We start from the raw sequence: 25,703 nt of genomic DNA, 5'->3' as shown, positions 1-25,703 counted from the left end.
GGACCCGCAGCGGATGGAGGTTTCCTATGGGTGATTTAACGATGGATTTCTTACGACTGATGCTGATGGCAGCCATGCTACTCACCAGCCTGCAGGGTCAGGCGGCCGAGCCGGCAGCAGCCCCTGTACCAGCTACACATGAGGTGGAATTTTTACGCAATCCCGACAAGGCCTGCACCGACTGTCACAAGGAGCAGAGCGAGGGAATGCACGGCAAGCATGGTCAGGCGACCAATCCCAACAACCTCAAGCCGGTGACCTGCACCAACTGCCACGGCCAGCCCTCCCCCCAGCACCGGGAAGGGGTCAAGGATGTGATGCGCTTCAGCCACAGCCTGAAGGATAAAGAGAGCATCAAGCTTTATCCCATCAGCGAGCAGAATGGAGTCTGCATGAGCTGCCACGAGCCCAAACCACTGCGCGAGGCGCTCTGGGCCCACGACGTGCACGCCACCAAGCTCACCTGCACCAGCTGCCACCAGTTGCATCCGGCCAAGGAGCCCATGGTGGGGATCCCGGAAAAATCCCGCATCAAGCTCTGCGTCGACTGCCACAGCAAGCAACATGAGGCCAGCAAGGCCCGGCAGGAGCAGTCCAAACCGGCTACCGGCAAGGAGGCATCATGAGCTGCTCTCGCCGTGACTTTATGGCGGGCGTGGGCGCGGGGGCCCTTATCATGATGACGGGGCCGACTCGTTCCCTTGCTACCCCCCTCGCCCACAGCCAGACCATCGACGGGATCCGCTATGGCATGATCCACGATGAGACGGCCTGCATCGGCTGCACCGCCTGCATGGATGCCTGCCGGGAGGTCAATAAGGTGCCGGAAGGGGTCTCGCGCCTCGAGATCATCCGCTCAGGCCCCATCGGTGAATTTCCCGACGCCGAGTACCGCTTCTTTCGCAAGTCCTGCCAGCACTGCGACAACGCCCCCTGCGTGCATGTCTGCCCCACCGGCGCCTCCCATATCCGCCAGGAGGATGGCATCGTCGACGTCAACCCGGATCTCTGCGTCGGTTGCATGTATTGCCTGGCCGCCTGCCCCTATCAGGTGCGCTTTATCAACCCGGTCACCCGAGTGGCGGACAAATGCGATTTTTGCCGCAAGACCAACCTGGCGGCGGGCAAGGAGCCAGCCTGCGTGGAGTCCTGCCCCACCAAGGCGCTGGTGTTCGGTAATCTGGATGATCCGGACAGCCCCATCGCCAAACGGCTGGTGAAAGAGACCACCTATCGCTACAAGCAAGCACTCGGCACCTCGCCCAAGATGTACCGCGTGCCCAAAGGGGAGATAACGTCATGACCATACAAGCGGCATTTCACTTCCCTTCACTTGTCTGGGACTGGCCCATCGCTATCTATCTGTTCCTGCTCGGCATCTCCGCCGGGGCCACCACCCTCTCGGTGCTGCTGCGCCGCAAGGGGGCAGGCAGCGAGAGCGGCATCATCAAGGCAACCGCCATTCTGGCGCCAGCGAGCGTGATCCTGGGGTTACTGATCCTTATCTTCCATCTGGCCCGCCCCTGGACCTTCTGGAAGCTGATGTTCCACTACCAGTTCGACTCAGTGATGTCGATGGGGGTCATGCTGTTTCAGCTCTATATGGCGGTGCTGTTCGCCTGGCTGGCGGTGGTGTTTCGCACCGAGATCGAGACAATGCGCAGCCGATTGCTGAAAGAGAAGTTCGCTTTTGTGGATGGGCTGATTGGCTTGCTCGCCCGCATCGAACGGCTGCTGGCGCCGCTCTTGCTGCTGCTTGCCGTGCTGCTAGGGGCCTACACTGGCTTTCTGCTCTCGGCACTCAAGACCTATCCGCTCTTGAACAACCCGGTGCTGCCGGTGTTGTTTCTGGTCTCGGGCATCAGCTCAGGTATCGCCTCCACCATCTTGCTGGCGGTGACGATCTTCAAGGAGAACCATCACAGCCAGGGGGTGAGCTTTGTCCACCGCTTCGAGCGACCCGTGCTGGCGGTGGAGGTGCTGCTGCTGGTCTGCTTCTTTACCGGCCTCTACTTCGGTGGCGGCCAGAAGGAGGCAGCCATGTGGGCGGCCATCGGCAGCGGCTTCTGGGCTCAGGTGTTCTGGGTCGGCGTGGTGGGGGTCGGCATGCTGCTGCCCCAGCTGCTGGCCCTGCTGACCCCAGCGCCCCTGCGGGAGCGAAACGGCCATCTGGTGCTGGTCTGCAGCCTGACACTGGTGGGGATCCTGCTGCTGCGCTACTTCGTGCTCTATGCCGGCCAGATGACGGTCGTTTAAAGATATGATCACCAGCGCCAGCCGCCCTCGGGTGACTGGCGCTGGCTTGTTGCTGGCCCAATGAATTTCTGGTGATGCCACACCCGTTGCTTGGCAATGTTCTCCGCCAAAGGGAGACGACGCGGCGTGTGTGTCATGACATGAATGAGATCAAAGATTGAACCGGAGGTTGTGTGCTGGCGGAGCTCGGCTATCTCTCACTGTTGCTGGCGACCGGGCTCGCCCTGCTGCAAGGGCTGCTGCCCTGGCTGGGATTGCGGCTCGCCTCACCGACCCTGCTGCGCTGCGCAAAGCCGCTGGCCCTCCTGGTCGCGCTCCTGCTGTTAGCCTCCCTACTGCTGCTCGCCAGCTGCTTTGGCCAGGATGATTTCACCGTCAGCTATGTGACCCACCACGCCAACAGCGCCCTGCCGCTGGGCTTCAAGCTGGCAGCGGTATGGGGGGGCCATGAAGGCTCCATGCTCTTTTTCGTCTTTGCGTTGGGGCTGTGGGGCGCTCTGGTGGCCCTTTGCTCCAAGCGGGTCGATCCGCTGATCACAGCTCGAGTACTGGCCATCATGGGCCTGATCGTCGGGCTCTTTGCCCTCTATACCCTGATCTTCTCCAGCCCGTTTGACCGCCAGTTCCCGGGGCCGCTGGAGGGGCGCGATCTCAACCCCATGCTGCAGGATATCGGCCTTATCATCCACCCGCCCCTGCTCTATCTCGGCTACGTCGGCTTTGCGGTCAACTTCGCCTTCGCCATGGCGGCGCTCCATTCGGGCAGGCTGGATGGTGCCGTGGCCCACTGGAGTCGCCCCTGGGCGCTCGGCTCCTGGGTGTTTCTCACCGCCGGTATCGTGCTGGGCTCCTGGTGGGCCTACTACGAACTGGGCTGGGGCGGCTGGTGGTTCTGGGATCCGGTAGAAAATGCCTCCCTCTTGCCCTGGCTGCTGGGCACTGCCCTGCTGCACGCTCTGATTGTCTGCGAGAAGCGCGGCGCTTACGGCCACGCCGTGCTGTTGCTCTCCATCTTCACCTTCGCCTTGAGCCTGCTCGGCACCTTTGTGGTGCGCTCCGGGGTGCTCACCTCGGTGCACGCCTTTGCGGTGGACCCCAGCCGCGGCCTCACCCTCTTGTTGCTGCTCGGCTTGCTATTGACCAGCGCCCTCACCCTGTTTGCCCTGCGTGCAGACATTCGCGCCCCCTATGCCCGCTGTGGCTTACTGTCAAAGGAGGGGCTGCTCGGCGCTGCTATCCTGCTGCTCTGCGTGGCCTGCGCCAGCGTGCTGCTTGGCACCTTCTACCCCATGGTGTTCCAGTCGCTCCATCTGGGCTCGCTCTCGGTGGGTGCCCCCTATTTCAATACCATCTTCGTGCCGCTGGCCCTGCTGCTGATGGCGCTGATGACCCAACTGCCGCGCCTGCGCTGGCAGCAGCTTGCGCCACATTCCCGACTCAACGCTCTGTTGCCGCCGCTGTTTGGCCTGCTTGGCGGCGGGCTCATTAGCCTTGCCTATCTGGAACAGGGATCTTTTTCCGGTAACTGGAACGGCATCCTCGCCAATATAGTGAGCCTCTGGCTGATGGCTAGCCTGTTGCTCCCGCTCTTGCAACTGACGTCGCTGCGCGAGCTCACCCTCAATCGGTTTGGCAGCTTGCTGACCCACCTCGGGGTGGCGGTGTGTGCCCTTGGCATCGCGCAGGTGAGTCACCACAGTCAGGAGGGGGGCACTGTGCTAAGTGCCAACCAGCCCTACCAGCTCGATGCCTTCGAGTTTCGCTATGAAGGGCGCGAGCCGGTGATCGGCCCCAACTATACCGCCGAGCGGATCACGCTTAGCGTGCACAAGAATGGTAAAGAGGTGGCGCGGCTGACGCCGGAACGGCGCCACTACAGCGTGCGCACCATGAACATGAACGAACCGGGCATCGCGTGGGGACTTTTTGGCGATCTCTACGTGGTGCTGGGTGAGAAGATGGGGCCAGATGCCTATGCCATGCGGCTGCACTACAAGCCGCTGGTGCGCTGGATCTGGCTCGGCGGCCTGTTGATGATGGCGGGCGGCACCCTACGCCTGATCGCACGTCGCCCCTTGCTCGCCTCCCGTTCCGTTACGGTTGGCACCTCCCATCACCAGCTCGGACAGGAGGCGTTATGAGATCCCGCCTGCGCCTCTTTGTTCCCTTGCTGCTGACCCTGAGCCTCGGCATCCTGCTCTGGCTCGGCCTTGGCAACAACCCCTACAGCCAGGATGAGGCCGTCGCCGGGCGCCCCCTGCCTGCATGGCAGAGTGACGACCTGTTTGGCGGCGCCACCATCCACACCGAGGCGCTCAAGGGGGAGCCCTTCGTACTCAACGTCTGGGCCAGCTGGTGCGCCAACTGCCGCGCCGAGCATCCGTTGCTCAGCGAGCTCGCGGGCACCGTGCCCCTCTACGGTCTCAACTACCGGGACAAGGGGGATGCCGCCCGCGCTTGGCTTATCCAGGCGGGCAACCCCTATCGCGCGGTACTGGCCGACCCCGACGGCAAATTGGCTCTTGAGCTCGGCGTCTACGGCACGCCAGAAACCTATCTGTTTGATGCCGATGGCGCCCTGCTGACCCGCCATACTGGCCTGCTCACCCGGGAGATCTGGCAACGCCAGTTTGCCCCCCTGCTCAACAAGGCACGAACGGACGCGCAGATGAAGGCCACCACGACTGCACCAGCTATTGCACCATCTATTGCAATATCAGCTCGGGAGACACAGCCATGATGTGCCGTCCTCTTGCCTGCGCCCTGCTGGCCTTCGGCATGCTGCTGAGTACCACTGCATATTCCAGCGGGGTCGACACCTATCAGTTTCGCCACCCCGAGCTGCAGACCCGCGCTCAGGAAGTGGCCCGCGCCCTGCGCTGCCCCCAGTGCCAAAACCAGAATCTGGTGGAGTCCAACTCCCCCATCGCCCGGGATCTGCGGCTAGAGGTCTACCGCTGGGTGGACGAGGGGCAGTCTGATGAGCAGGTTATCGCCCGCATGACGGAGCGCTTCGGCGATTTCGTCCGCTACGATCCCCCCTTAAAGGCCAGCACGGCGCTGCTGTGGGGCGGTCCCCTGCTGCTGTTGGGGCTGGCGCTGTTGATCCTGTTTCGCCGCCTGACACGCACAAAGGCGCACCCCATCCCTGTCGTTAAGGCCATCGTTGAGGCCCCCCCTCAACCCGCAGCCGATCCGCGCAGCGAATTGAATTTGCTGATCATGCACGGGGAGCAGGTGGGCCTCTCCCCAGACCAGCCACTCTTCAGGGAGCTGAGCGCCGCCCGCCTGGCGAATACCATCCCGACAGCTGAGCTGGCCCTGCGCGAGCGACTGGCCAACCTGCATGACAATCGCGGTCGCAATCATCGGCACGGGCGGGCCTTGTTGCTGCTTGGCCTCCTGGCCATCGCGACTGTTGCCGCTCTCTATCTCAGCACCGGCCGTTATCAGGCATGGCAGGCGCATCAATCCCGTCCCGACCCGCTGGCGGGCTTGAGCCCGCGGGATCTGCAGGACAAGGAGCTGGGGAGTCTGCATCAGAAGCTTCAGCGCAACCCCACCGATCTCGACGCTTGGGCGGCGCTCGGCCAGCTCTATCTCTATCGGAACGAGTATGACAACGCCCTGCTCGCCTACCAGCGCCTCGCCCTGCTGGAGGGGGGCGCCAGCGCAGCGACTCAGGCCGCCCAAGCCACTGTGCTCTACTATCAGGCGGGCCAGCAGCTGACTCCCGAGGCAACCGGCCTGCTGGAGAGCGCCCTCAAGCAGGACAAGGGCGAAGTGAGCGCCCTGATGCTGCTTGCCTCCGATCACTTCCTGCACGGCCGCTACTCCCAGGCTATCGCCCTCTGGCAGCAGTTGCTGGACGAGGAGCGCCCTCGCATCAACCGGGCCGCGCTGATCGAGGCGATCCAGACGGCAAGCATAATGGGCGGGTAACCCCTTGATTGAAGGAGGGTAATCGTGGTGATATGGCGCCGCGACCACGCAAGTGGCTCAGCACTCTCTTTCAATAGACAAGGATGTCTGGATGCAACTCACCCTGTTAAACGACTCGGGCAAATTCGATGGGCTCGATGACACCATTAGGCACGTTTTTGCCGAGACGGCGCACAAATTGAATACCTTGTTCGATCTCTCCCAACTGGATGTCACCTTCAGCCCTTTTGCCGAGGGGGATGCTCCCGATTCGGGTATCGGTGGCTGGGCCATCAACATGTATCGAATAGAACTCCAGCTTGATCTGGAACGGCCTGATATCAAAGAGGTGATCATCACCGAATTACCTGCCGTGCTGGCCCACGAAGTCCACCATATCGTGCAAAAGAAGAACAAGGTGGAAGCAGAAACACTGGCCGAAAACCTGATTTTTGAAGGGCTGGCCTGCTACTTTGAGCAGAGGTTCAATGGCGGCACACTCCCCTCGCTGTTCAAGGAGTCTCATCACCATGACTGGCAATCGCTCCTGGCAGAGATGACGCCCCATCTATCCAGCAAGCAGTTCAACTTTTTAGACTTTTTCTACTGCCGTGATAACCGGCCATTTCCCAAATATGCCGGTTACTGGGTGGGGTTCAATCTGGTGGCCAACTATCTGGCCAAAAATGGACTGAATGAAATAGAGGTCATGGGCCTACCCGCCGAGGCGTATTTCAATTAACACGCCTTCACACTGTTCATGGCTATCACAGAGCCCAAATCCGGAGAGAAGATCATGATCCCCATTCGCTGCAAGGCCGTCTCCGGCGTTGCCCTCACCACTGTCGATGGCGAAACAAAATTGCTGGTGATGAAGCGGGTCAAGGGAGGCTTCTGGTGCCATGTGGCGGGCACGGTGGAGGTGGGTGAAACCGGCTGGCAGACCATTATTCGGGAGTTTGGCGAAGAGACGGGTATCACGGTTTGCGAGTTATACACAGCCCATTATCTGGAACAATTTTACGAAAGCGCTTCAAATACGGTGGAGGTGGTGCCGGTCTTTGTGGTCTATTGTCCGCCCAATCAGGCGGTGACCCTCAACGACGAGCACACCGACTATCGCTGGTGTTCCCTGGCCGAGGCCAAGGCGCTGGTGAGTTTCCCCGGCCAGAAGGCGCTCTACGACCATATCTGGCACCACTTTGTCGACAACGCCCCCTCTCCCCTGATGCGGGTCGATATCCGCTGACCGCGCACGGCTTCCCCCTGTAAATGCAACACGCCCCCGGATGGGGGCGTGTTGTATCTAAAGCCAGCCAAGCGCTTATGTTAGACCACGCCGATGGCCTACGGCCGCTCGCCAGCGGCCAGACGGCGGTTGATATCGGCGATAACCGGGGCGATGTCGGCAAGGGTATCAATCACATAGTGTGCCCCCGCCGCCCGCAGTTTGGCCTCGGCCGGTGCGCGCCGGGCGGCGATCTCCGCCTCGCTCATGGCGGCAAACTCTTCCCAGGTGGCACCAAATTCGTTGCCGGAAACCGACAATCCCACCGTCCACATGCCCGCGTTAAGCCCTTCGCTGATACCCGGCACGGCGTCATCCACCTTGATGCAGCGATGCACGGCGCTCACTCCGAGCTCAATTACGTTGGCCAGCGCCATCCAGGGGCCGGGACGACCACCGGCTTTGAGATCGTCGGTGGCGACCCAGTGATCCGGGCGGTAGCCGTGATTGGCCGCCGCTGGCACCAGCGCTTCCATCACCGGACGGGGGTAACCGGAGCAGGAGCCGATTTTCATTCCCTGCCCCCGCAAAGCGTCCAGCACCGGCAGCACACCGGGGATGGGGGCGGCAAAGCGGGTCACGGCGGCAATCTGCAGCGGCATAAAGGTGTGATAAATGTGGTCCACCTCGGCGTGGCTCATGGGGTGGCCGAAGCGGGCCTGCCAGCGCGCATCCACCGAGGGCAGACGGCCCAGCGCGGCGATATGATCCCACTTGCCAAGGCCCATGGGCTGGCGTGCTTCGTCCAGGGTCACGGGAAAGTCATAGGCGCGGGCGAAGGCCTCGACGAAGATGGAAGTGGGGGCGAAGGAGCCGAAATCGACGACGGTGCCGGCCCAGTCGAGGATCAGCGCCTCCACGTCGGTGGTCGGGTCGATGGCAGTCTGCAAGTCAGTCATGGTGATGTTCCTGTTTCGGTGAAAGTGCGATCTCGCCCAATGCGCGATCGAGAATGGTGATGGCGCGCACCAGATCGGCGCGGGCGATATTGAGTGGGGGCGAGAGCTGGATGACGTTCCCTTGGGAGACTTTGAAGCTGAGCCCCAGCTCCAGACAGCGGTAGAGCAGGCGCTCGGCGGCCTGGCTGTTGCGGGTGCGACTCTGGTGATCGACCACCAGATCGAGCGCCCAAAGCATACCGATACCGCGCACCTGCCCGATCAGCGGGTGACGTTCGGCCAACTTGCCGAGCTCGGCCGCCATAAAACGGCCATCCTCCTGCGCTTTTGCCAGCAACCCCTCTTCGCGGATGGTCGCGATGGTCGCGAGCGCCGCCGCGCAGCCGATAGGGCTCTTCTCGTGGGTGTAGTGACCGAGCGAGATGGCCGCAGCCTGATTGAAACGGTCGCGGGTAATGAGAGCCGCAAACGGTACCACCCCGCCCCCCACCCCCTTGCCCAAGCAGATGATGTCGGGCTCGATGCCGAACTCTTCAAAGCTGAACCAGTGGCCGGTGCGGCCCAGAGCATTGGGGATCTCGTCGACGATCAGCAGCACCTTGTGGCGATCGCAGATCTCCCGCACCCGCTGCCAGTAGGCCTTCGAGGGCACCTGCACATCGGTGTTGCGGATAGGTTCGGCGATAAAGGCGCCGATCCCTCCCTCCTTCTCGATGACGTACTCCAGATAATCGGCGTAGTGCAGGTCATCCCCCTCCCCGCGGTACCAGACACCGCGATAACGGGTGGGCGGCGGGATGCGCTCCACTCCGGCCATCAGCGGGCCCATACCGGCGCGAAAACAGGCCTCGCCACCGACCGAGATGGCATCGAGGGAGGCGCCGTGAAAGGCATCCCAGAGGGACACCACCTTGCTGTTGCCGGTAATAAAGCGGGCAAGCTTCAGGGCAATCCCCACTACCTCGCTGCCGCCGGGGGCGAACAGCACCCGGTTGAGATCGCCAGGAGCCAGTTCGGCCAGGGTGCGGGCACAGTCGATAGCAACCTGATGGGTGTAGCGGCGGGGCGCAAACGGCAGATCGGCGAGTTGCTGCTGCACCGCGGCCACCACTCTGGGGTGGCCGTGGCCCAGCTGATGGACGCTGTTGCCGTGAAAATCGAGGTAACGCTTGCCCGATACGCTGGTCAACCAGCTCCCCTGCGCGCGCTCAAGCAGATCGAGACAGGGGGTGGAGAGGGCCTGATGGAGAAAGTAGCGGCTATCCTCCGCCAATCCGGCCTGTACATCTTCGCTCTGACCCGCCCACCAGCGCGCCCGCCCCTCGCCGAGGTTGATATCCCCTTCGCTGTCGGCGCGGCCGCTGCCGTGCAGCTTATGGTCATGCAAATCGCGGCCACGCAGATCGCAACCCTGAGGCGCCATGCTGGTCATCGCGCGTCCCCCTGCCAGTAGCAGGCGCTGGCCATGGCGGCGAGCAGATCGCGCACCCGCTCTGGGGTCACATCGCCTATATTACCGATACGGAAGCAGTCGGCCTGCGAGACCTTGCCCGGGTAGATGACAAAGCCCTGCGCCTTGAGCCGCTGGTAGAAGTCGGCGAAGCGGTAGTCAGGGTGGGTCGGAGAGTAGAATGCGGTGATGATGGGAGACTGCCATTTTTCTGGCAGCAGCGGCGCAAAGCCGAGAGCGGCCATCCCCGTCACCAGGGTGCGCTGGTTCTCGCTATAGCGCCGATGGCGGGCGGCAATGCCCCCCTCCTCGTCCAGCTCGCGCAGGGCCTGGGCAAAGGCAAGCACGGTATGGGTGGGCGAAGTAAAGCGCCACTTGCCCCCCTGCTGCTCCATGGTCTGCCACTGGGCATGCAGGTCGAGGGAGACCGAGCGGGCACGACCGGCGCAGGCCGCCAGCGCAGCGCGGCGGGCGATGACGAAGCCAAAGCCCGGCACCCCCTGAATGCACTTGTTGGCCGAGCTAATGAGAAACTCGATGCCAAGTCGCCCCATGTCGATGGGGATACCGCCAAAGCTGCTCATGGCATCGACGATCAGACGGATGCCGCGGCGCTGGCAGAGCTCAGCTACCTCATCGAGCGGATTGAGCATGCCGGTGGTGGTCTCGCAGTGCACCATGGCCAGATGGGTGATCTCGGGGTGGCGCGCCAGCATCGCCTCGATGGTGGCGGGTTCCGGGCGGGTCGTCTCACCGCAGTCCAGCTCATGGTGACGCAGGCCAAGGCAGCGGGCCATCTCCCCCATGCGGGCGCCGTAGGCGCCATTGTTGATGATCAGCAGACACTCATCGATGCCGATCGCCGAGCCCAGCACGCTCTCCACCACATAGCTGCCACTCCCCTGCAGCAAGACGGCGCTGTAGTCACTTTGATATTCCGGGCCAGTAGCGAGGCGCACCAGCTCGCGGCGGATGGGCTCCACCACCCCCTGGTTGTAGTCCGCATCCCAGGTACAGCTGTCTTGCAGCATGGCGGCGCGCACCGTGGCTGTGGTCGAGAGGGGGCCCGGGGTCAGCAGCAGGTAATCGACGGCGGCAGGGGCCGCTGGAATATGGGTCATGACTTCGCTCCTTTTGGTATATACCAGAATGAGCGCATTGTGGGTAACTGCCCCGCCAAGGTCAAAGGGGTGGCGCTACGTGCAACAAAAAATTCATTTTCAGCGCCGGGATCGCGATAATCTAGGAGGCCTGAACAGCAGGGGCGATACTGGTATCTACCAACGCATGTTGATGTTGCCGTTTAACGACCGGGCAGATGACCTGCCCTGTGCCTAGCCCATTGTCCAACTCATTGCACAACTTATTGCAAAACCAGGGATTTTCATGAGCAAACCGCAATATCTGCAGATCAAGGATGCCCTCGCCAACCAGATCCTGGCGGGGGGGCTGGCCCCCAACGACAAGCTCCCCTCCGAGCGGCTGCTGGGGGAACTCTATGGCACCACCCGGGTTACCATCCGCGAGGCGCTGGTGCAGCTGGAGGCGAACGGCCTTATCTATCGGGAGGATCGCCGCGGCTGGTTCGTCACTCCGCCGCGCTTTCGCTTGAACCCCAGACGCACCTCCAACTTTCACCAGATAGTGCGGGAGCAAGGGGGGGAGCCGCGCACCGAACTGCTGGAAAAAAGCCGCCAGGCGGTACCGCCCACGTTGATGGTGCAGTTGCAGCTCAAGCCGTTCGACAGCCTGTTTCTGCTCAAGCGGCTGCGCTACGCCAACGGGCGCGCCATCTGCTACTGCGAGAACCACTGCCTGCCTGAGCGGGTACCGGGCCTGCTGGCGCTGGATCTCAACGGCAGTCTGACCGAGATCTACCAGGCCCATTACGATCTTCATTATGCCCGCATGCAGGTGCGTTTCTTCCCCACCGCCCTGCCGGACGAAGTGGCCAAGGCGCTGGGGGCCACCGCCGGTCTGCCCGCCCTGCGCCTCGAGCGACTCAACTTCGATCAGCACGGCCGGGTGCTCGACTTCGATCTGGAGTACTGGCGCCACGACAGTCTGGAGATCGAGGTGGATACCCAGGATTAGTCACGGATAAATCAGGAACGGCAAAACGTCACGGGGCTGTCACGGTCACGTCATAAAGATCCCCTAGCCTCTCTCTCGACCAATCTGGTTTATACCAAACCAATTTAACTGGAGAAGAGGATGAAACAGGGAACCCATCTGCTGGCCGCCGCCGTGCTGGCTGCCATGACCGCCCCGGCACTGGCCGCGACCGATCTCACCGTCTACACCGCCTTCGAACCGGAGCAGCTCAACGAGCTGAAAACCGCGTTCGAGCGCCAGCATCCGGACATCAACATCAAATGGGTGCGTGACTCCACCGGCGTGGTCACCGCCCGCTTGCTGGCAGAAAAAGCCCAGCCCAAGGCGGATGTGGTGTGGGGACTGGCCGCCACCAGCCTGATGCAGCTCGATCAGCAGCAGATGCTCAATGCCTATGCACCGAAAGGACTGGAGAAGCTTGACAGCCGCTTTCGCGACAGCAAGGCCGAGCCGCACTGGATCGGTCTGGACGCCTTCTTCAGCGCCATCTGCTTCAACAAGGTAGAGGCGGAGAAACAGGGGATCCCGGCCCCCACCAGCTGGGCCGACCTCACCAAGCCCATCTACAAGGGCAAGGTGATCATGCCCAACCCCAGCTCCTCCGGCACCGGTTACCTGAGCGTTGCTGGCTGGCTGCAGACCATGGGCGAGCAGCAGGGCTGGCAATTCATGAACGGCCTGCACCAGAACATCGACCGTTACACCCACTCGGGCTCCGCCCCCTGCAAGCTGGCCGCCAGCGGTGAAACGGTGATCGGGATCTCCTTCGACTTCCCAGCCACCAGCCTCAAGGCCAAGGGTGCCCCCATCGAGGTGGTGTTCCCGACAGAGGGGTCGGGCTGGGATATGGAAGCAGCCGCCATCATCAAGGGCACCCCCAAGCTGGAAGCCGCCAAACAGCTGCTCGACTTTGCCGCCACCGAACAGGCCAACGCCCTCTACAACAAGTCGTTCGCCGTGGTCGCCATCCCCGATGTAGCCCAACCGAGAGCAGGCTATCCGGCGGATATCAAAGGCCAGATGATCGACAACGACTTTAGCTGGGCAGCCCGCGAGCGTAACGCCATCCTGGCCCAGTGGAGCGCCAGCTTCGACGGCAAGACCGAAGCCAAGCAGTAAGCGTGAAGGTCAGCGGTTTGTTCACGCCAGACACACCGCTGCCAATAAACTGCCAGTCGAAGGCCAACAGCTGTTGGCCTTCGCTTTTTGGTTTTAACTTCCCGAGTTTGTATTGCCTTCAATTAGCGATGCTTAGTCCATTCGCACAGCGCCCAGCCACTTGCTGGCGACCCGATCTCATTTGACTGTCATCAAGCTGTCATCCCCCGATCACCTGACCGTCACACTTCACCTGCAAACTGGTATATACCAAATCAGTAGCGAGTCGAACCATGACCCAGCCCTATCTGGACATTCAACATCTCAACAAGCAGTTCGGTGCTTTTCAGGCCCTTAAAGGGATCTCTCTGACCATTGAGCCGGGGGAGTTTATCTGCTTTCTCGGCCCCTCCGGCTGCGGCAAAACCACCCTGCTCAGAGCGATCGCCGGGCTGGATCTGCCAGACAACGGCGAGATCTGGCAAGGGGGGCGCAATATCTCTCGCCTGCCGCCCCAGGAGCGCGATTTTGGCATCGTGTTTCAGTCCTATGCTCTCTTCCCCAACCTGACGGTGGCCCAGAACATCGCCTTCGGCCTTGAAAATCAGGGGTTGGCGCGGGATCTCATCAAGGAGCGGGTGGACCACTGGCTGGGGCTGGTGGATCTCACGGCCCAGTCCCACAAATACCCGAGCCAGATCTCCGGCGGCCAGCAGCAGCGGGTGGCGCTGGCCCGGGCGCTCGCCCTCTCCCCCGGCCTGCTGTTGCTGGACGAACCGCTCAGCGCGCTGGATGCGCTGGTGCGCACCCATCTTCGAAGCGAGATCCGCGCCCTGCAGCAGCGCCTTGGCATCACCACCATCATGGTGACCCACGATCAGGAAGAGGCGCTGACCATGGCCGACCGCATCGTGGTGATGGAGGGCGGCCGCATCGTACAGGTGGGCACCCCGCAGGAGATCTACCACCAGCCTGCCAGCCGCTTCGTGGCAAGCTTCGTCGGCACCATGAACTTCCTCGAGACCCTGGTGCTGAGCCCCAATCAGGTGCGCCTCAACGAACAACCGCTGACACTTGCCAACCAGGCCGCTGCCGGCAGCAAATTGCAGGTGGCGATCCGCCCCGAGGCGATCACCCTGAGTGCGCCGAGCGAACCGTATCTTGGACAACATGGCGTTGAAGCAACCATCGATCAGGTGGAGTTTCTCGGCGCCGCCCAGCGTCTTATCTGCACCGCTGACACCTATCTGGGCCCGCAGCAAATTCTGGTGGAGCGCCCGACCCACGAGCTGCCCCGCCACGAACAGGGTGGCTGGCGCAGCGGCATGCGCTGCTCGCTGCACTGGCCTGCCGGGGCGATGCAGCTGTTTGAAGGAGATCGCCCATGACAGCCCCCTTCGCGACCTCCTCCCTGCTGCCACCAGTGACAGCCCGCCAAGACTCTCGCTGGCAGCGGCTCTGTCGCGGCTGGAGCCGGGATCAGCTGCTGCAACTGATCCTGCTGGTGCTCGGCATCGCCCTGCTCACCGGCGGCTTGCTGCTGCCGCTGCTCACCATGTTGCAAAAGAGTCTGCAGGATGAGAACGGCCTCTGGGTGGGCCTTGCCAACTTCAGCGCCTACTTCGACTCCCCTCATCTGGGGCGCACCATAGGCAACACCCTCTGGCTCGGGGTGCTGATCACCGCGCTGGTGGTGACCATCGCCTTTGGCTACGCCTATGCCCTCACCCGCACCTGCATGCCGGGCAAGCCCCTGTTTCGCCTCATCGGTTTGATCCCGCTGTTGATGCCCTCCCTGTTGCCCGCCATCAGTCTGGTCTACTGGTTTGGCAATCAGGGGATCGCCAAGGGGCTGCTCGGCGGCGAGAGCATCTACGGCCCCATCGGCATCGTCATCGGTCTTGGCTTCTGGTGCTTCCCCCACGCCCTGATGATCCTTATCACGGCGCTCGGTCAGAGCGATGCCCGCCTCTATGAAGCCTCCCGGGTGCTGGGCAGCAGCGGCTGGCGCACCTTTGTCACCGTCACCCTGCCTACCGCCCGTTATGGCCTGCTCAGCGCCGCCATCGCGGTCTTCACCCTCACCATCTGCGACTTCGGGGTGGCCAAGGTGATTGGCGGCCAGTACAGCGTGCTGGCCACCGATATCTACCGGCAGGTGATCGGGATGCAGAACTTCTCCCTCGGCGCCGTTGCCAGCGTCACCCTGCTGCTGCCGGCGCTGTTGAGCTTTGCGCTGGAGCACAGAGTGCGCAGCAAGATGCAGGAGCAGAGCAGCACCAAGGCGGTGCCCTATCAACCCAAACCCCATCGGCTGCGGGATCTGCTGGCGCTCGGTTGGTGCACGCTCTGGGCCCTGCTGTTTCTGGCACTGGTGGGCATGGCCGTTTACGGCTCCCTGGTGCAGTTCTGGCCCTACAACCTCGGACTGACGCTGGATCACTACGCCTTTGACAGCAACAGCGTCTACGGCTGGCAGCCCTTTACCAACACCTTGCAGCTGGGCCTCTATACCGCGCTTATCGGCACCGTGCTGGTGATGGTGCTGGCCTGGGCGCAGGAGAAGGGGCGCCACTTTGCGCCGCTGCGCCAATTGCTACATCTGCTTGCCATGCTGTCGCTGGCGGTGCCCGGCATGGTGCTGGGGCTGGGTTACATCTTCTTTTTCAACGGCAATCCGCTCTTTGGCAGCCTCTATGGCACTCTGCCGCTGATGGTGCTCTCCTGCGTCATCCACTACTACACCGTGGGCCATATGACGGCGCTGACCAGCCTCAAGCAGTTGCCCAAGGAGCTGGAGCTGGTGGCCATCTCATTGCGCATTCCGCTCTGGAAGGCGTTCTGGCGAGTCACCCTGCCCGCCTCCCTGCCCGCACTGCTGGAGATCTTCATCTATCTGTTCGTCAATGCCATGACCACCACCTCGGCCGTGATCTTCCTCTATTCGAGCGACAGCGTGCTCGCCTCCATCGCCGTGCTCAATATGGAGGATTCCGGCGATACCGCCGCGGCCGCCGCCATGGCCACCCTGATCCTGCTGGCCGCCGCCACTGTCAAGCTGCTCCAGCTCTTTTTGAGCCGCGCCCTGCTGGATCGCACCCAGCGCTGGCGCCACCAATAACCTTATCGAGGAGTCATCATGTCCACTCTCCCCTTCTGGCTGGCCGAAGCGCTCGCCGCCGAACAACCCGCACCGCCCACGCCCCTAGTCGGCAACCACGAGGCCGATGTCTGCATCGTCGGTGGCGGCTTTACCGGGCTGTGGAGCGCCATCGCCCTTAAACAGGCCGAGCCAGCCTTACGCATCATGGTGCTGGAGAAAGATCGCTGTGGCAGCGGCGCCTCCGGGCGCAACGGCGGCTGTTTGCTCACCTGGTCGGCCAAATACCTGACGTTAAAGCGCCTGTTTGGCGAAGAGCAGGCTGCCTGGCTGGTACAAAGATCCGAGCAGGCGGTGCACGAGATCGCCCGCTTCTGCGAAACGCACAACATAGAGGCAGAGCTGAGGGTCGAGGGCACCTGCTACACCGCCACCAACGAGGCCCAGCGCGGCCTGATGGAGCCGGTATTGCAGGAACTCAAACGCGCAGACCTTAACCAGTGGCAAGTGATTGAAGAGGATAAACTGGCGAGCCAGAGCGGCTCCCACGTTCATCTGGAGGGGCTCTACAGCCCCCACGCGGGTTCGGTGCAACCGGCACTGCTGGTGCGCGGCCTGCTGCGGGTGGCGCGGGAACTGGGGGTCGAGGTCTATGAACACTCCCCCATGCAGCGCCTTGAGGCGGGCCAGCCAGCACGGGTGCAAACGCCGCAGGGCGAGGTGCGTGCCCGCAAGGTGGTACTGGCCCTCAACAGTGCCATGGTGCAGCACTTTCGCGAGTTTCGCCGCAGCATAGTGCTGGTCTCCTCCGATATGGTGATAACCGACCCCGCGCCGGATGCACTGGCTGCCCAGCAGCTTGAGCACGGCCGCAGCGTGGTGGATGGCCGCACCTTTGTGCATTACTACCGCTCCACCCCGCAAGGGCGGCTGATGCTGGGCAAGGGGGGCAACACCTTCGCCTTTGCCAACCGCCATCTGGCCGAGTTTGATGCGCCGAGCCGTTATCTTGCCCCCCTCACCCGCACCCTGCGCCGCTTCTTTCCGGCGCTCAAAGAGGTGCCCATCGCCGCCAGCTGGTGCGGCGCCTCCGACCGCTCGGTAGATGGCCTCCCCTTCTTCGGCCACTGGCGAGGGCAGCCCAATATCGTCTATGGTCTCGGCTACTCCGGCAACGGAGTGGCGCAAAGCTGGATCGGCGGCCAGATCCTGGCGGCCCTGGTGAGAGATGAAGTGCGGGAGGAGGATAAACCCTGGCGTGAATGCGCGCTGGTCAGCGGCCCGCGCGGCTATTTTCCGCCCGAACCCTTTCGCTGGCTGGGCGCCATGGCGGTGCGCAACGCCATCAGGCGCAAAGAGCGGGCGGAAGATGAGAACCGCCCGGTGGCCTGGTATGACAAACAGCTTGCCAAACTTGCCGATGCGGCGGGCAAGGCGGATAAATAGCCCGGCGATAGAGGGCAACCATTTCTCATACTGTTTCGCCCCACACCCTATTTCTTGAAAATGCCGACCCGAGGGCCGGCATTTTTACAGGTGAAATCTGAGGGAGCATTATCGCCAAGCGTGATCCGCTGATGGGCCCCAGCGGCGGCAGGGTTGAGATAGCGTGATTTGTAGGTTGGCGCAGAGCGTAGCGAAGCCCAACAGACGAGCATGATTACGTCAACCAGAGCGGAATAAACAAGGATGTGGCGAAGCCGTAAAACAGATTTACAGGCATATTCCACGATAAACGTGGGGCTTCACTTCGTGAAGCACGGACCTACCATTTTTAGCCCAGCATACGAGATAATACGTGTGTGCAAATAAAGCTAAAAATAATATATTCAACCCTATTACATACATGTTTCTTCACAGCTGCAGCCATGATAATGTAAATTTACATTTCAGAAATTTGTATACCACATCTTTTTAAGAGGCTCACCATGAACCCAGAAAAAATTCAATCTGATATTGATGCGTTGTTAACCTATATGAATGATGATATGGAAAGCTTAGGTGAAACTATCAAAACGGTTTATTTTGGGTTTAATGAAGGTGAAAACGACAGAGTCGCTATAGATAAAAACTTAGGTTGGCCAGAAGAACATTTATTTAAAATAATAAACATTTCGCACTCCCGTGGCCTTGTAATAAAAAGCTATAGGGATTTTTCACAGGTTCAACTCACTGAAGAGGGGCAAAGCAGAGCCATCTCCGTCAAACATGGTAAAGATCGTTCATATGAGTTAGGTGCCAGCATGCAAATATCAACATTAAATGTTAATGCGCCATCTCAAATTGGAAATGGAAATACCCAGAATATAAGCAACATTTTCAATCAATTAATTCAAGATATTGATAAATCTCAAGCTTCAACTGAAGAAAAGAGCGAAGCTAAAAAACGGCTTACTACATTTCTCGAACATCCTCTTGTTAGCTCCATTCTTGGAGGAGTTGCAGGCTCACTAACTGGACTTATTTAACTATGGATGAACTACATAAAACGATTAAGTTACGCTGCACTTTCTGTCACTCAGAACAGTTTGCCATACCTTATTCTGACTACACGCCTCCTAGCCATAGTTTTGTTGTATGTGCTAATTGCGGCAGAGAAAATGATGTTACATCCTTATTAATAACAGCAAAATCAAAAGGACTTTCGATTGCACAAGATTATGTGGAAGAATTAGTAGATAAAATGAAATCAGATATAGCAAAAACATTTAAGAACAGTAAGTTCATAAAAATAAAGTAACTTATCAATCTGTACAGATCTAGTTATCACCTGACTCCGGCCTCAAACCGGTGTCTTGTTTACGCTACTTTAATGCGCACTTCCTTCGGTATCAATTTCAGACCCTTCTTGAACATGTTGTAGGGGGTTTGACCCTCCATCATCCTGCCTTGATGTGGCCGTTCGATAAAGCCGTTGCTCTGCGGCCTGCGTACCTTGGTTGTCCGGTGCTCAATCCCCTCCAGTTGCAGGAACAGCTCGTAGGGATGGTGGTCTGGGCGCCCACAGAACTCGCGCCCGTTGTCCGACAGGATGGTATAGACCCGAGCCTCATGGGCTTCAAAGAACGGCAGCACCGTTTCATTGAGCACATGAACCGAGGTCACCGGCAGCTTGCTGGTGTAGAGCCGCCCCCAGGCGTGGCGGCTATAGCAGTCCAGCACGGTTTGCAGATACACCTTACCGACCCCCTTGAGCGCGCCGACGAAGAAGGTGTCGACCGCCACCAGTTCTCCGGTGTAGTGAACCTCAATCTGGCGTTCTCGGAACTCGGGACTGAATCGCTCTAACAGGCGAATTTGTTCGTCATTGAGCTCAATGGTCTGCTCACGGTGAGTTTTCTCAAGGCGCAGCAAGCGGTCGTGTTTAGAGAGCAAGTCGTGCCGTTGCCACACGCCACGCACACCGCCCGCACTGCCATTGATGCCTTGCAGAGCCAGTTCTTACGCGACCCGCAGCGGGCCTTGAGTTGGTCTGGTGAGGGAGTAATCGAGGATGGCCTGTTCAATCTCGGGCGCAACCCGATTGGGATGAGCCCCTTTACAGCCCGGCAATTTGTCGAGCAAGCTCTCGGCGCCATAGGTCTAGTACTTACGGCGAATTTCGTAGAACTGCTGGCGGCTGTAGCCAATGAGCTTGCAGGCTTTACTGACGTTATTGAGCTCTTTGGCGAGCTCTAGCAGGCTGAGTTTGCGACGTGCTACTTTCTCGTTGGTGGTCATACGGTGACTCCAGATAACACGGTAGGGTTACCGGTTTGAAGCCGTATGACCACTCCCTACCATCTCCATACAGACCACAATTATGCATTTCCACTGATTTACCATTTTTGTTGTGCATTGATGTCACAGAATTCCGTAACCTCCCTCCCCCGCCAGCAAGCGGGTCGCGGGAAAACGCTGCGCGGGATCCTGGCTAAAGAACTGGCTCAGTTGCCGGTATACCGCGGGATAGACCTGCTGCAGCCGAAGCGGATCGGTAAAGAAACACTCGCAGCTGACGGCAAAAAACTCGGCGGGATGTTCAGCAGCATAGGGATCGATATCGGTCACTTCGTCCCGATCAAGCTGCTGGCACAGCTCATCGAAGGCTGCCTGAAAGGCCTGCTGCCACAGCTGGCTGCTCATCGGCCCCGGCAACGGCGGCGCACCGTCCGCCTCACCGCCCAGCATATCGAGCTTGTGAGCCAGCTCGTGGATCACCAGATTAAAGCCGTCCCAGTCGCCATCTTGCTGCAGTTCGCTCCAGGCCAGCACCAGCGGCCCTTGCGGCCAGGATTCGCCGGCGTTCTCCTCTTCAAACTCGCTCACCAGCCCGAACTCATCCTGCACCTCCTGACGCCGGGTGACGGGCTCGGGAATGATGATGATTTCGTGAAAGCCGCGATACCAGTCAAGGCCAAGGTGCAAGATGGGCAACGCAGCCTGCAGCGCCAGCACCGCCTGTTGGCGGGGGCTGAGCTCGACCCCGATCAGGGTCAGAGTCTTGCGCTTGAGTAGCTGTTGCCCCAAGCCGATAAGCGTCGTCTGCTCGGTGTCGCTGAGCCCTTGCAAGATGGGCACTGCCGCCAGCGCCTGACGCCACAATGCCAACTCATCCTCACTCATGGACGTTTGCGGGCGACCACCCAGCCATTTGAACCATCCCAGCACGCCTACTCCTTCTTTTGATGCAAACAACAGGTCACAGCAGTTTGACGAACCGTTTCGGCCGCTCCAGATAATCCTGCGCCAGATAGAAACGGTGGGCCGCCTCGCGCTTGAGACTGCTGGATAGCTCCAGCTGGGCGCAACCTGCGGCCCGCGCCATCACTTCGGCTCCCTTGAGCAGGGCTGCGCCCACTCCCGCCCCTCTTGCCCCTTCATCGACAACCAGCGCCGAGATCAGGCCCCAAGCTGGTGCAACATGCAGCGGTGCCAGCTTGTGCCACACCAACACGCCGACCACCTTGTCGGCCAGGGATGCCAGCAGCACAACGCTCGCGGGATCCGGCACCAACAGGCGCGCCGTCACGTCAGCGCCTTCGGCAGGATACCCCAATTGGGTGAACAGGTGGGCGATGGCGCTCCCGTCGTCGGCCTCGGGGGGACGGATCGTCAACGTCTCAGGGTCATTTTTCATTGTTGGCCTCATGTTTGCTTTCCATTGTGTTACGCCCGTCACATTGTCCGGCGCAGATCAACAAGGAGGATCTCATCTTTACTCATAGAAAACGCTGCCTGCCATTATCCCCCCACCCTTGTCAATTCACAAATTTGCAACAAGGCAACATTTTTCGCTGGGAAGCACCGATACAACTCGATATGTTACAAGCCATGCATGGCGCGTGTTTGCGCTCTGCTTAACCCCTCAACCTCGTGCTCATTTGTTAACTGGATTGTTAACAAACAGGGCCGAAGACAGTGACAGAGAGCGAGGCCAAGATCTCGCCAAGACAGCGCCACAAACACAGCAAAGGAGTTGTTGTACATGAATGAAATCGTCAATGCCATCAATGGTGTAATCTGGAGCCCTGCGCTCATCTACCTGTGTCTGGGGGTCGGTCTTTACTTCTCCCTGCGCACCCGTTTTTTACAACTGCGTCATATCAAAGAGATGGTGCGCCTGATGTTTGATGGCAAGAGCACCGATGCCGGTGTCTCCTCCTTCCAGGCGCTGGCCATGACCCTGGCCGGTCGCGTGGGTACCGGTAACATCGCCGGTGTGGCCACCGCCATCACCTTCGGTGGCCCGGGCGCCCTGTTCTGGATGTGGATGGTCGCCTTCCTCGGCGCCAGCTCCGCCTTCGTGGAGTCCACCCTGGGTCAGGTTTACAAAGAGAAGATCAACGGTGAATACCGCGGCGGCCCGGCCTTCTACATCGAGAAAGGGCTTGGCATGAAGTGGTACGCCTGGACCTTCGCCATCGCTACCGTCTTCGCCTGCGGCGTGCTGCTGCCGGGCGTGCAGGCCAACTCCATCGGCTCCAGCCTGCAGACCGCCTTTAATATCGATCCGAACGTCACCGCCGCCGGTCTGGCGCTGCTGCTCGGCTTTATTATCTTCGGCGGCGTCAAGCGTATCGCCAGCTTTGCCAGTACCGTGGTGCCCTTTATGGCGCTGGGCTACATCATCGTGGCTTGCGTCATCATCGCCCTCAATATCGGCCAGCTGCCGAGCGTGATCCTGCTGATCTGGAAGAGCGCCTTCGGTCTGGATGCCGGTTTCGGTGCCATTTTGGGTCTGGCCATCATGTGGGGGGTAAAACGCGGGGTCTACTCCAACGAAGCGGGCCAGGGTACCGGGCCGCACGCCTCCTCTGCTGCGGCAGTGAGCCACCCGGCCAAGCAGGGTCTGGTGCAGGCGTTCTCCGTCTATATCGACACCCTGTTCGTCTGCTCCGCCACCGGCTTTATGCTGCTGATCACCGGCCTCTATAACGTACAAGGGCCGGACGGCGCAGCCATCTACACGGGTATTGCCGGTATCGCAGCAGGCCCGGGCTATGTGCAGACCGCCATGGAGAGCATGATGCCGGGCTTTGGCAGCATTTTCGTGGCCATCGCGTTGTTCTTCTTCGCGTTCACCACCATCGTTGCCTACTACTACATCGCCGAAACCAACATCGCCTACATCAACCGCAAGATTAATCGCCCCTGGCTCACCTTCTTGCTGAAGATTGCGCTGATGGCAGCCACTGTCTACGGCACCGTCAAGACGGCGGATCTGGCGTGGGGTATGGGGGATATCGGGGTCGGCCTGATGGCATGGCTCAACATCATCGCCATCCTGCTGCTGCAAAAGACCGCCTTCACCTGTCTGAAGGATTATGAAGCGCAGCAGGCACAAGGGATTGACCCCGTATTCCACCCGGAGAAGCTCGGCATCAAGAACGCCGATTACTGGGTGGGCAAGCGCTCCGAAGAGAACCTGGAGCTGGAGAGATCGGGCCATCAGTTCGAGCCGGATCAGGATCGCAAGACCTCCTGAACCAGAACGACATAAGACATCAATAAAAATGGCAGCCTCGGCTGCCATCTTTATTTCTTTAATTTCAACGAGTTGCATTTAAATCAAGGAGTTAAATGCCACATAAGGGGACACTTCGGGACGTGAAAAGACACCAAAATTGGCAAAATGTGGACACTTTTTTCTGCCCATTCCCGGGGGAAATCACGCTGGTTGAAGATGGTTTTCCAACGGGTTAAAGCGGACAGCGTCATTGACGATAATCCGGTGCAAAGTGGGCATAGGTCATCGTCTGATGAAATATCAAGTGGCCGCCCTCAAACGATGGAACGCCCCCGTTTATGGATTTCGCGTGTGCGAGGCTCACCACGACGGCACGCTGCACTGGTATCTGCTGCTATTTATGCGCCCGGAAGATCGCAACCGGGTGTTCGGCATCCTGCAACGCTATACCCTGACCGATGACCACGACGAGCTGGTACGGGATATCAAGGGCGCCCCACTCTTTACCGACTTTACTCCCCGCTTTGACTGGAAAGAGATAGACCCGGCCAAGGGGGATGCCGCGGCTATATCGCCAAATACATTGCCAAGAACATCGACGGCGCCTACCTGGACGACGAAGAGGCTGGCACTGCCGCCGATGAGGGCGCCCTGCATGCCGTGGCCTGGGCCAGTTGGTGGGGCATTCGCACCTTTCAGCAGATCGGCGGCGCCCCGGTCGGGGTATGGCGCGAGCTGCGCCGCATCAGCAATGCCAAAAAGAATGCCGAACTGGTTGGCCCGCCCAAGCCCGTACTGCAAGACCCGCGCTTTGAGGCGGCCCGATTTGCCGCGGATAACGGCATCTTTCGCTGCTACCTGCACGCCATGGGCGGTGCACTGGCCACCCGTGCCGAACACCCCATCAAGCTGGCCCACCTCATCGAGGAGCAGGCCAACTGTTATGGCGAAGACATCAAACGCCTGATGGGCATTACCTCCGCTCGCCTGGGCATCAAAACCCGCCTGCAAGGGTGGGAAGTTGTGCCCGCCGGCACCCATGAAGCCAGAAAAGCCGCCGAGGCTGCAGCGAGGGGGGTTGGGGTTAAGACGGGCGACAGCCCGGCACCTTGGAGCTCTGACAATAACTGTACGCTACCGGATCCTGATGCCTTCACAGACCAGATCATGAGGGAACAATGGGGGTTATCGCCCTTCTCTATCGACCGATTGCGGGCTGGTTCTAACGTAACGGTGGACGGTTTCACCCTCTGGCGGGAGAACGGCCAAGTACAGTCGAGCCGAACGCTCCCAAGCGAGCCGGATTGGCTGCCAGAGGACATACGGCCAGCAGAACAGGACCAGCCGGATGAGTACGCGGTACCAGAAGACGATCCGGACTGGCCGATGCTGGTTGAGCTCTGCGGTGAAGTCTACCGGGCACAAGGCCATGCCGGGGCGCACAGCTGGATCGAGATGCTGCCGGAGAGAGATGTGGGCAGCGTTGGAGAAACTTGATAAAACTGAGTTCCAGCGCATCACGAACAGGAAAAGCCTATCGAGGCGGGAATTCAGATAATAAGTGCGACACTCATGGATGAATGGCGAGAGGTGGCCAACTGCTGATTGGTGGTACCCTTCTGCTCGCCAAAGTAAAAGCAGTATCACCATGAGCTATCAGCAGTTGACCGAGGGGCAACGATACCAGTTATCGGTGCTTCGCGCACAGGGGATGTCCATCCTTGCCACCGCACGCGCCATTGGCGTTCATCGCTCCACCCTCTACCGGGAGCTGCGTCGTAACGCCGGGCCGCAGGGCTACCAGCCAGACAATGCGCATCAGCACGCCACCCACCGACGGGCCAGTGCGGCCAAATCTCGGCTATCTGCCGATGTCATCCAGTTTGTCGAGCTGACACTCGCCTGGTGGTGGAGCCCGGAGCAGATAAGCGCGGTGGGCAAGCAGATAGGCCTCATGGTGAGTCACGAGTGGATATACCGCCATGTGGCCGCCGACAAAGCCCGGGGTGGCCAGTTGTACCGCCATCTGCGCCAGGGCCACAAGCGCTACCGCAAGGGGGCGAGCAGCCTGCGTTCTCCCATCAAGGAAGCCCGCTCTATTGATGAACGGCCGGCTATCGTCGATAGCCGGGAGCGGCTCGGTGATTGGGAGGCGGACACGGTGCTGGGCAAGCAAGGCACAGGTGCACTGGTCACCCTGGTGGAGCGCAAGAGCCGGCTCTATCTGGTCAAGCGGGTCGCGAGCAAACAGGCTGGGGTGGTGCGGGATGCGATAATCGAGATGTTAACTCCCTACATCGAGCAGGTGCATACCATCACCTTTGACAACGGCGGCGAGTTTGCCGAACACAAGGCGATAGAGGAAGCGCTGGGTGCCGAGACTTACTTTGCGCACCCTTACTCTTCGTGGGAGCGCGGTCTGAACGAGAACAGCAATGGGCTGTTGAGGCAGTTTATCCCAAAGGGAACAGACCTGAGAGAGGTCACGGACGAGGATGTCAGGAGAGCGGAGCAGTGGCTCAACCTACGACCTCGGAAATGTCTCGGATTCAGGCAGCCTGTCAAGGTATTCGAAGAGTACCGTCAGGCGGCATAGGCGAGTGTCGCACTTCGAAGTTGAATTCGCG

The 25,703-nt window shown here is 60.3% G+C and carries 22 protein-coding genes and 2 pseudogenes; 18 read left to right on the top strand and 6 right to left on the bottom strand.

Annotated features, from left to right (window positions below; genetic code table 11):
- Positions 1-26 precede the first annotated feature (26 nt).
- The 8 genes from nrfB to AB5Y67_RS09635 all read left to right on the top strand — a co-directional run bounded on the left by nrfB (position 27) and on the right by AB5Y67_RS09635 (position 7,426).
- Positions 27-626 carry a cytochrome c nitrite reductase pentaheme subunit gene (gene nrfB / locus AB5Y67_RS09670; protein WP_106843831.1) on the top strand — a complete coding sequence of 200 codons (600 nt, stop codon included), beginning with the start codon at positions 27-29 and terminating at the stop codon, positions 624-626.
- Positions 623-1,303 carry a cytochrome c nitrite reductase Fe-S protein gene (gene nrfC / locus AB5Y67_RS09665; protein WP_129503918.1) on the top strand — a complete coding sequence of 227 codons (681 nt, stop codon included), beginning with the start codon at positions 623-625 and terminating at the stop codon, positions 1,301-1,303. Before nrfB ends, nrfC begins: the two co-directional genes overlap by 4 nt.
- Positions 1,300-2,256, top strand: coding sequence for a cytochrome c nitrite reductase subunit NrfD (gene nrfD, locus AB5Y67_RS09660; protein ID WP_199428598.1), 957 nt, complete (start codon positions 1,300-1,302; stop codon positions 2,254-2,256). Before nrfC ends, nrfD begins: the two co-directional genes overlap by 4 nt.
- Before the next feature lie 173 nt (positions 2,257-2,429).
- Complete coding sequence (nrfE, locus tag AB5Y67_RS09655; RefSeq protein ID WP_129503917.1) at positions 2,430-4,397, top strand: heme lyase NrfEFG subunit NrfE; 1,968 nt, start codon at positions 2,430-2,432, stop codon at positions 4,395-4,397.
- A complete protein-coding gene (locus AB5Y67_RS09650; RefSeq protein ID WP_129503916.1) occupies positions 4,394-4,996 on the top strand; it encodes a DsbE family thiol:disulfide interchange protein in 603 nt (200 codons plus the stop codon). Before nrfE ends, AB5Y67_RS09650 begins: the two co-directional genes overlap by 4 nt.
- Positions 4,993-6,198: a heme lyase NrfEFG subunit NrfF gene (gene nrfF / locus AB5Y67_RS09645; RefSeq protein ID WP_199428599.1), complete on the top strand. Its 1,206-nt coding sequence runs from the start codon at positions 4,993-4,995 to the stop codon at positions 6,196-6,198. Before AB5Y67_RS09650 ends, nrfF begins: the two co-directional genes overlap by 4 nt.
- 91 nt (positions 6,199-6,289) lie before the next feature.
- Positions 6,290-6,919 carry a DUF2268 domain-containing putative Zn-dependent protease gene (locus tag AB5Y67_RS09640; protein ID WP_368207694.1) on the top strand — a complete coding sequence of 210 codons (630 nt, stop codon included), beginning with the start codon at positions 6,290-6,292 and terminating at the stop codon, positions 6,917-6,919.
- Between the two features lie 54 nt (positions 6,920-6,973).
- Positions 6,974-7,426: an NUDIX pyrophosphatase gene (locus tag AB5Y67_RS09635; protein WP_151285674.1), complete on the top strand. Its 453-nt coding sequence runs from the start codon at positions 6,974-6,976 to the stop codon at positions 7,424-7,426.
- 98 nt (positions 7,427-7,524) lie between these two features.
- Here the strand turns inward: AB5Y67_RS09635 and phnX are convergent, their stop codons facing one another.
- Genes phnX through phnW form a run of 3 tightly spaced genes read right to left on the bottom strand, consistent with a single transcriptional unit; the run spans position 7,525 to position 10,935 of the window.
- Positions 7,525-8,364 carry a phosphonoacetaldehyde hydrolase gene (phnX, locus tag AB5Y67_RS09630; protein WP_075115090.1) on the bottom strand — a complete coding sequence of 280 codons (840 nt, stop codon included), beginning with the start codon at positions 8,362-8,364 and terminating at the stop codon, positions 7,525-7,527.
- On the bottom strand, positions 8,357-9,796 hold the full coding sequence (locus AB5Y67_RS09625) for an aspartate aminotransferase family protein (RefSeq protein WP_058060073.1): 1,440 nt from the start codon (positions 9,794-9,796) through the stop codon (positions 8,357-8,359). The genes phnX and AB5Y67_RS09625 overlap by 8 nt, the downstream gene beginning before the upstream one ends.
- A complete protein-coding gene (gene phnW, locus AB5Y67_RS09620; protein ID WP_368207693.1) occupies positions 9,793-10,935 on the bottom strand; it encodes a 2-aminoethylphosphonate--pyruvate transaminase in 1,143 nt (380 codons plus the stop codon). Before phnW ends, AB5Y67_RS09625 begins: the two co-directional genes overlap by 4 nt.
- Positions 10,936-11,200: 265 nt before the next feature.
- Between phnW and phnR the strand changes: the two genes are divergently transcribed.
- The 7 genes from phnR to AB5Y67_RS09585 all read left to right on the top strand — a co-directional run bounded on the left by phnR (position 11,201) and on the right by AB5Y67_RS09585 (position 18,867).
- The gene (gene phnR, locus AB5Y67_RS09615) at positions 11,201-11,908 is read left to right on the top strand and encodes a phosphonate utilization transcriptional regulator PhnR (RefSeq protein ID WP_005361080.1); all 708 of its coding nucleotides are present in this window, start codon (positions 11,201-11,203) and stop codon (positions 11,906-11,908) included.
- A gap of 120 nt (positions 11,909-12,028) precedes the next feature.
- Positions 12,029-13,048, top strand: coding sequence for a putative 2-aminoethylphosphonate ABC transporter substrate-binding protein (locus tag AB5Y67_RS09610; RefSeq protein WP_139429808.1), 1,020 nt, complete (start codon positions 12,029-12,031; stop codon positions 13,046-13,048).
- Between the two features lie 272 nt (positions 13,049-13,320).
- Positions 13,321-14,415 (top strand): putative 2-aminoethylphosphonate ABC transporter ATP-binding protein, encoded by a 1,095-nt coding sequence (locus tag AB5Y67_RS09605; protein WP_199428605.1) that lies wholly within the window; start codon positions 13,321-13,323, stop codon positions 14,413-14,415.
- Positions 14,412-16,148 (top strand): putative 2-aminoethylphosphonate ABC transporter permease subunit, encoded by a 1,737-nt coding sequence (locus AB5Y67_RS09600; RefSeq protein WP_199428606.1) that lies wholly within the window; start codon positions 14,412-14,414, stop codon positions 16,146-16,148. The genes AB5Y67_RS09605 and AB5Y67_RS09600 overlap by 4 nt, the downstream gene beginning before the upstream one ends.
- 18 nt (positions 16,149-16,166) lie before the next feature.
- On the top strand, positions 16,167-17,573 hold the full coding sequence (locus tag AB5Y67_RS09595) for an FAD-dependent oxidoreductase (protein ID WP_199428607.1): 1,407 nt from the start codon (positions 16,167-16,169) through the stop codon (positions 17,571-17,573).
- A gap of 482 nt (positions 17,574-18,055) precedes the next feature.
- Entirely contained in the window at positions 18,056-18,595 is a 540-nt protein-coding gene (locus AB5Y67_RS09590; RefSeq protein ID WP_081250362.1) for a hypothetical protein, read from the top strand.
- Between the two features lie 2 nt (positions 18,596-18,597).
- Positions 18,598-18,867, top strand: coding sequence for a hypothetical protein (locus AB5Y67_RS09585; RefSeq protein ID WP_081250363.1), 270 nt, complete (start codon positions 18,598-18,600; stop codon positions 18,865-18,867).
- A 59-nt stretch (positions 18,868-18,926) separates the two neighbouring features.
- On the opposite strand, the pseudogene AB5Y67_RS09580 reads toward AB5Y67_RS09585, so the two are convergent.
- From AB5Y67_RS09580 to AB5Y67_RS09570, 3 genes and pseudogenes are all read right to left on the bottom strand, one after another.
- Positions 18,927-19,847 (bottom strand): annotated as a pseudogene (locus AB5Y67_RS09580) (DDE-type integrase/transposase/recombinase).
- 123 nt (positions 19,848-19,970) lie between these two features.
- Positions 19,971-20,732 (bottom strand): zinc-dependent peptidase, encoded by a 762-nt coding sequence (locus tag AB5Y67_RS09575; protein ID WP_234915215.1) that lies wholly within the window; start codon positions 20,730-20,732, stop codon positions 19,971-19,973.
- Between the two features lie 76 nt (positions 20,733-20,808).
- A complete protein-coding gene (locus AB5Y67_RS09570) occupies positions 20,809-21,246 on the bottom strand; it encodes a GNAT family N-acetyltransferase (protein ID WP_199428609.1) in 438 nt (145 codons plus the stop codon).
- Positions 21,247-21,594: 348 nt separating this feature from the next.
- On the opposite strand from AB5Y67_RS09570, the gene AB5Y67_RS09565 reads away from it, so the two are divergent.
- From AB5Y67_RS09565 to AB5Y67_RS09555, 3 genes and pseudogenes are all read left to right on the top strand, one after another.
- Positions 21,595-23,094: a sodium:alanine symporter family protein gene (locus AB5Y67_RS09565; RefSeq protein WP_201941641.1), complete on the top strand. Its 1,500-nt coding sequence runs from the start codon at positions 21,595-21,597 to the stop codon at positions 23,092-23,094.
- Between the two features lie 289 nt (positions 23,095-23,383).
- Positions 23,384-24,634 (top strand): annotated as a pseudogene (locus AB5Y67_RS09560) (replication endonuclease); the annotation flags it as partial.
- 90 nt (positions 24,635-24,724) lie between these two features.
- On the top strand, positions 24,725-25,672 hold the full coding sequence (locus tag AB5Y67_RS09555; protein WP_019706001.1) for an IS30-like element ISAs2 family transposase: 948 nt from the start codon (positions 24,725-24,727) through the stop codon (positions 25,670-25,672).
- Positions 25,673-25,703: the final 31 nt, after the last annotated feature.

It is taken from the genome of Aeromonas sp. s12 (assembly GCF_040907925.1).
Classification (GTDB): domain Bacteria; phylum Pseudomonadota; class Gammaproteobacteria; order Enterobacterales; family Aeromonadaceae; genus Aeromonas; species Aeromonas veronii.
Note: the sequence above shows the minus strand (reverse complement) of the source record. Positions and strands in the feature narration are given on the sequence as shown.

Excerpts from the sequence above, each read along its gene's own strand:
- nrfB (WP_106843831.1), top strand. The coding sequence starts at position 27 with ATGGGTGATTTAACGATGGATTTCTTACGACTGATGCTGATGGCAGCC.
- nrfC (WP_129503918.1), top strand. The coding sequence starts at position 623 with ATGAGCTGCTCTCGCCGTGACTTTATGGCGGGCGTGGGCGCGGGGGCC.
- nrfD (WP_199428598.1), top strand. The coding sequence starts at position 1,300 with ATGACCATACAAGCGGCATTTCACTTCCCTTCACTTGTCTGGGACTGG.
- AB5Y67_RS09650 (WP_129503916.1), top strand. The coding sequence starts at position 4,394 with ATGAGATCCCGCCTGCGCCTCTTTGTTCCCTTGCTGCTGACCCTGAGC.
- nrfF (WP_199428599.1), top strand. The coding sequence starts at position 4,993 with ATGATGTGCCGTCCTCTTGCCTGCGCCCTGCTGGCCTTCGGCATGCTG.
- AB5Y67_RS09640 (WP_368207694.1), top strand. The coding sequence starts at position 6,290 with ATGCAACTCACCCTGTTAAACGACTCGGGCAAATTCGATGGGCTCGAT.
- AB5Y67_RS09635 (WP_151285674.1), top strand. The coding sequence starts at position 6,974 with ATGATCCCCATTCGCTGCAAGGCCGTCTCCGGCGTTGCCCTCACCACT.
- phnX (WP_075115090.1), bottom strand. The coding sequence starts at position 8,364 with ATGACTGACTTGCAGACTGCCATCGACCCGACCACCGACGTGGAGGCG.
- AB5Y67_RS09625 (WP_058060073.1), bottom strand. The coding sequence starts at position 9,796 with ATGACCAGCATGGCGCCTCAGGGTTGCGATCTGCGTGGCCGCGATTTG.
- phnW (WP_368207693.1), bottom strand. The coding sequence starts at position 10,935 with ATGACCCATATTCCAGCGGCCCCTGCCGCCGTCGATTACCTGCTGCTG.
- phnR (WP_005361080.1), top strand. The coding sequence starts at position 11,201 with ATGAGCAAACCGCAATATCTGCAGATCAAGGATGCCCTCGCCAACCAG.
- AB5Y67_RS09610 (WP_139429808.1), top strand. The coding sequence starts at position 12,029 with ATGAAACAGGGAACCCATCTGCTGGCCGCCGCCGTGCTGGCTGCCATG.
- AB5Y67_RS09605 (WP_199428605.1), top strand. The coding sequence starts at position 13,321 with ATGACCCAGCCCTATCTGGACATTCAACATCTCAACAAGCAGTTCGGT.
- AB5Y67_RS09600 (WP_199428606.1), top strand. The coding sequence starts at position 14,412 with ATGACAGCCCCCTTCGCGACCTCCTCCCTGCTGCCACCAGTGACAGCC.
- AB5Y67_RS09595 (WP_199428607.1), top strand. The coding sequence starts at position 16,167 with ATGTCCACTCTCCCCTTCTGGCTGGCCGAAGCGCTCGCCGCCGAACAA.
- AB5Y67_RS09590 (WP_081250362.1), top strand. The coding sequence starts at position 18,056 with ATGAACCCAGAAAAAATTCAATCTGATATTGATGCGTTGTTAACCTAT.
- AB5Y67_RS09585 (WP_081250363.1), top strand. The coding sequence starts at position 18,598 with ATGGATGAACTACATAAAACGATTAAGTTACGCTGCACTTTCTGTCAC.
- AB5Y67_RS09575 (WP_234915215.1), bottom strand. The coding sequence starts at position 20,732 with ATGAGTGAGGATGAGTTGGCATTGTGGCGTCAGGCGCTGGCGGCAGTG.
- AB5Y67_RS09570 (WP_199428609.1), bottom strand. The coding sequence starts at position 21,246 with ATGAAAAATGACCCTGAGACGTTGACGATCCGTCCCCCCGAGGCCGAC.
- AB5Y67_RS09565 (WP_201941641.1), top strand. The coding sequence starts at position 21,595 with ATGAATGAAATCGTCAATGCCATCAATGGTGTAATCTGGAGCCCTGCG.
- AB5Y67_RS09555 (WP_019706001.1), top strand. The coding sequence starts at position 24,725 with ATGAGCTATCAGCAGTTGACCGAGGGGCAACGATACCAGTTATCGGTG.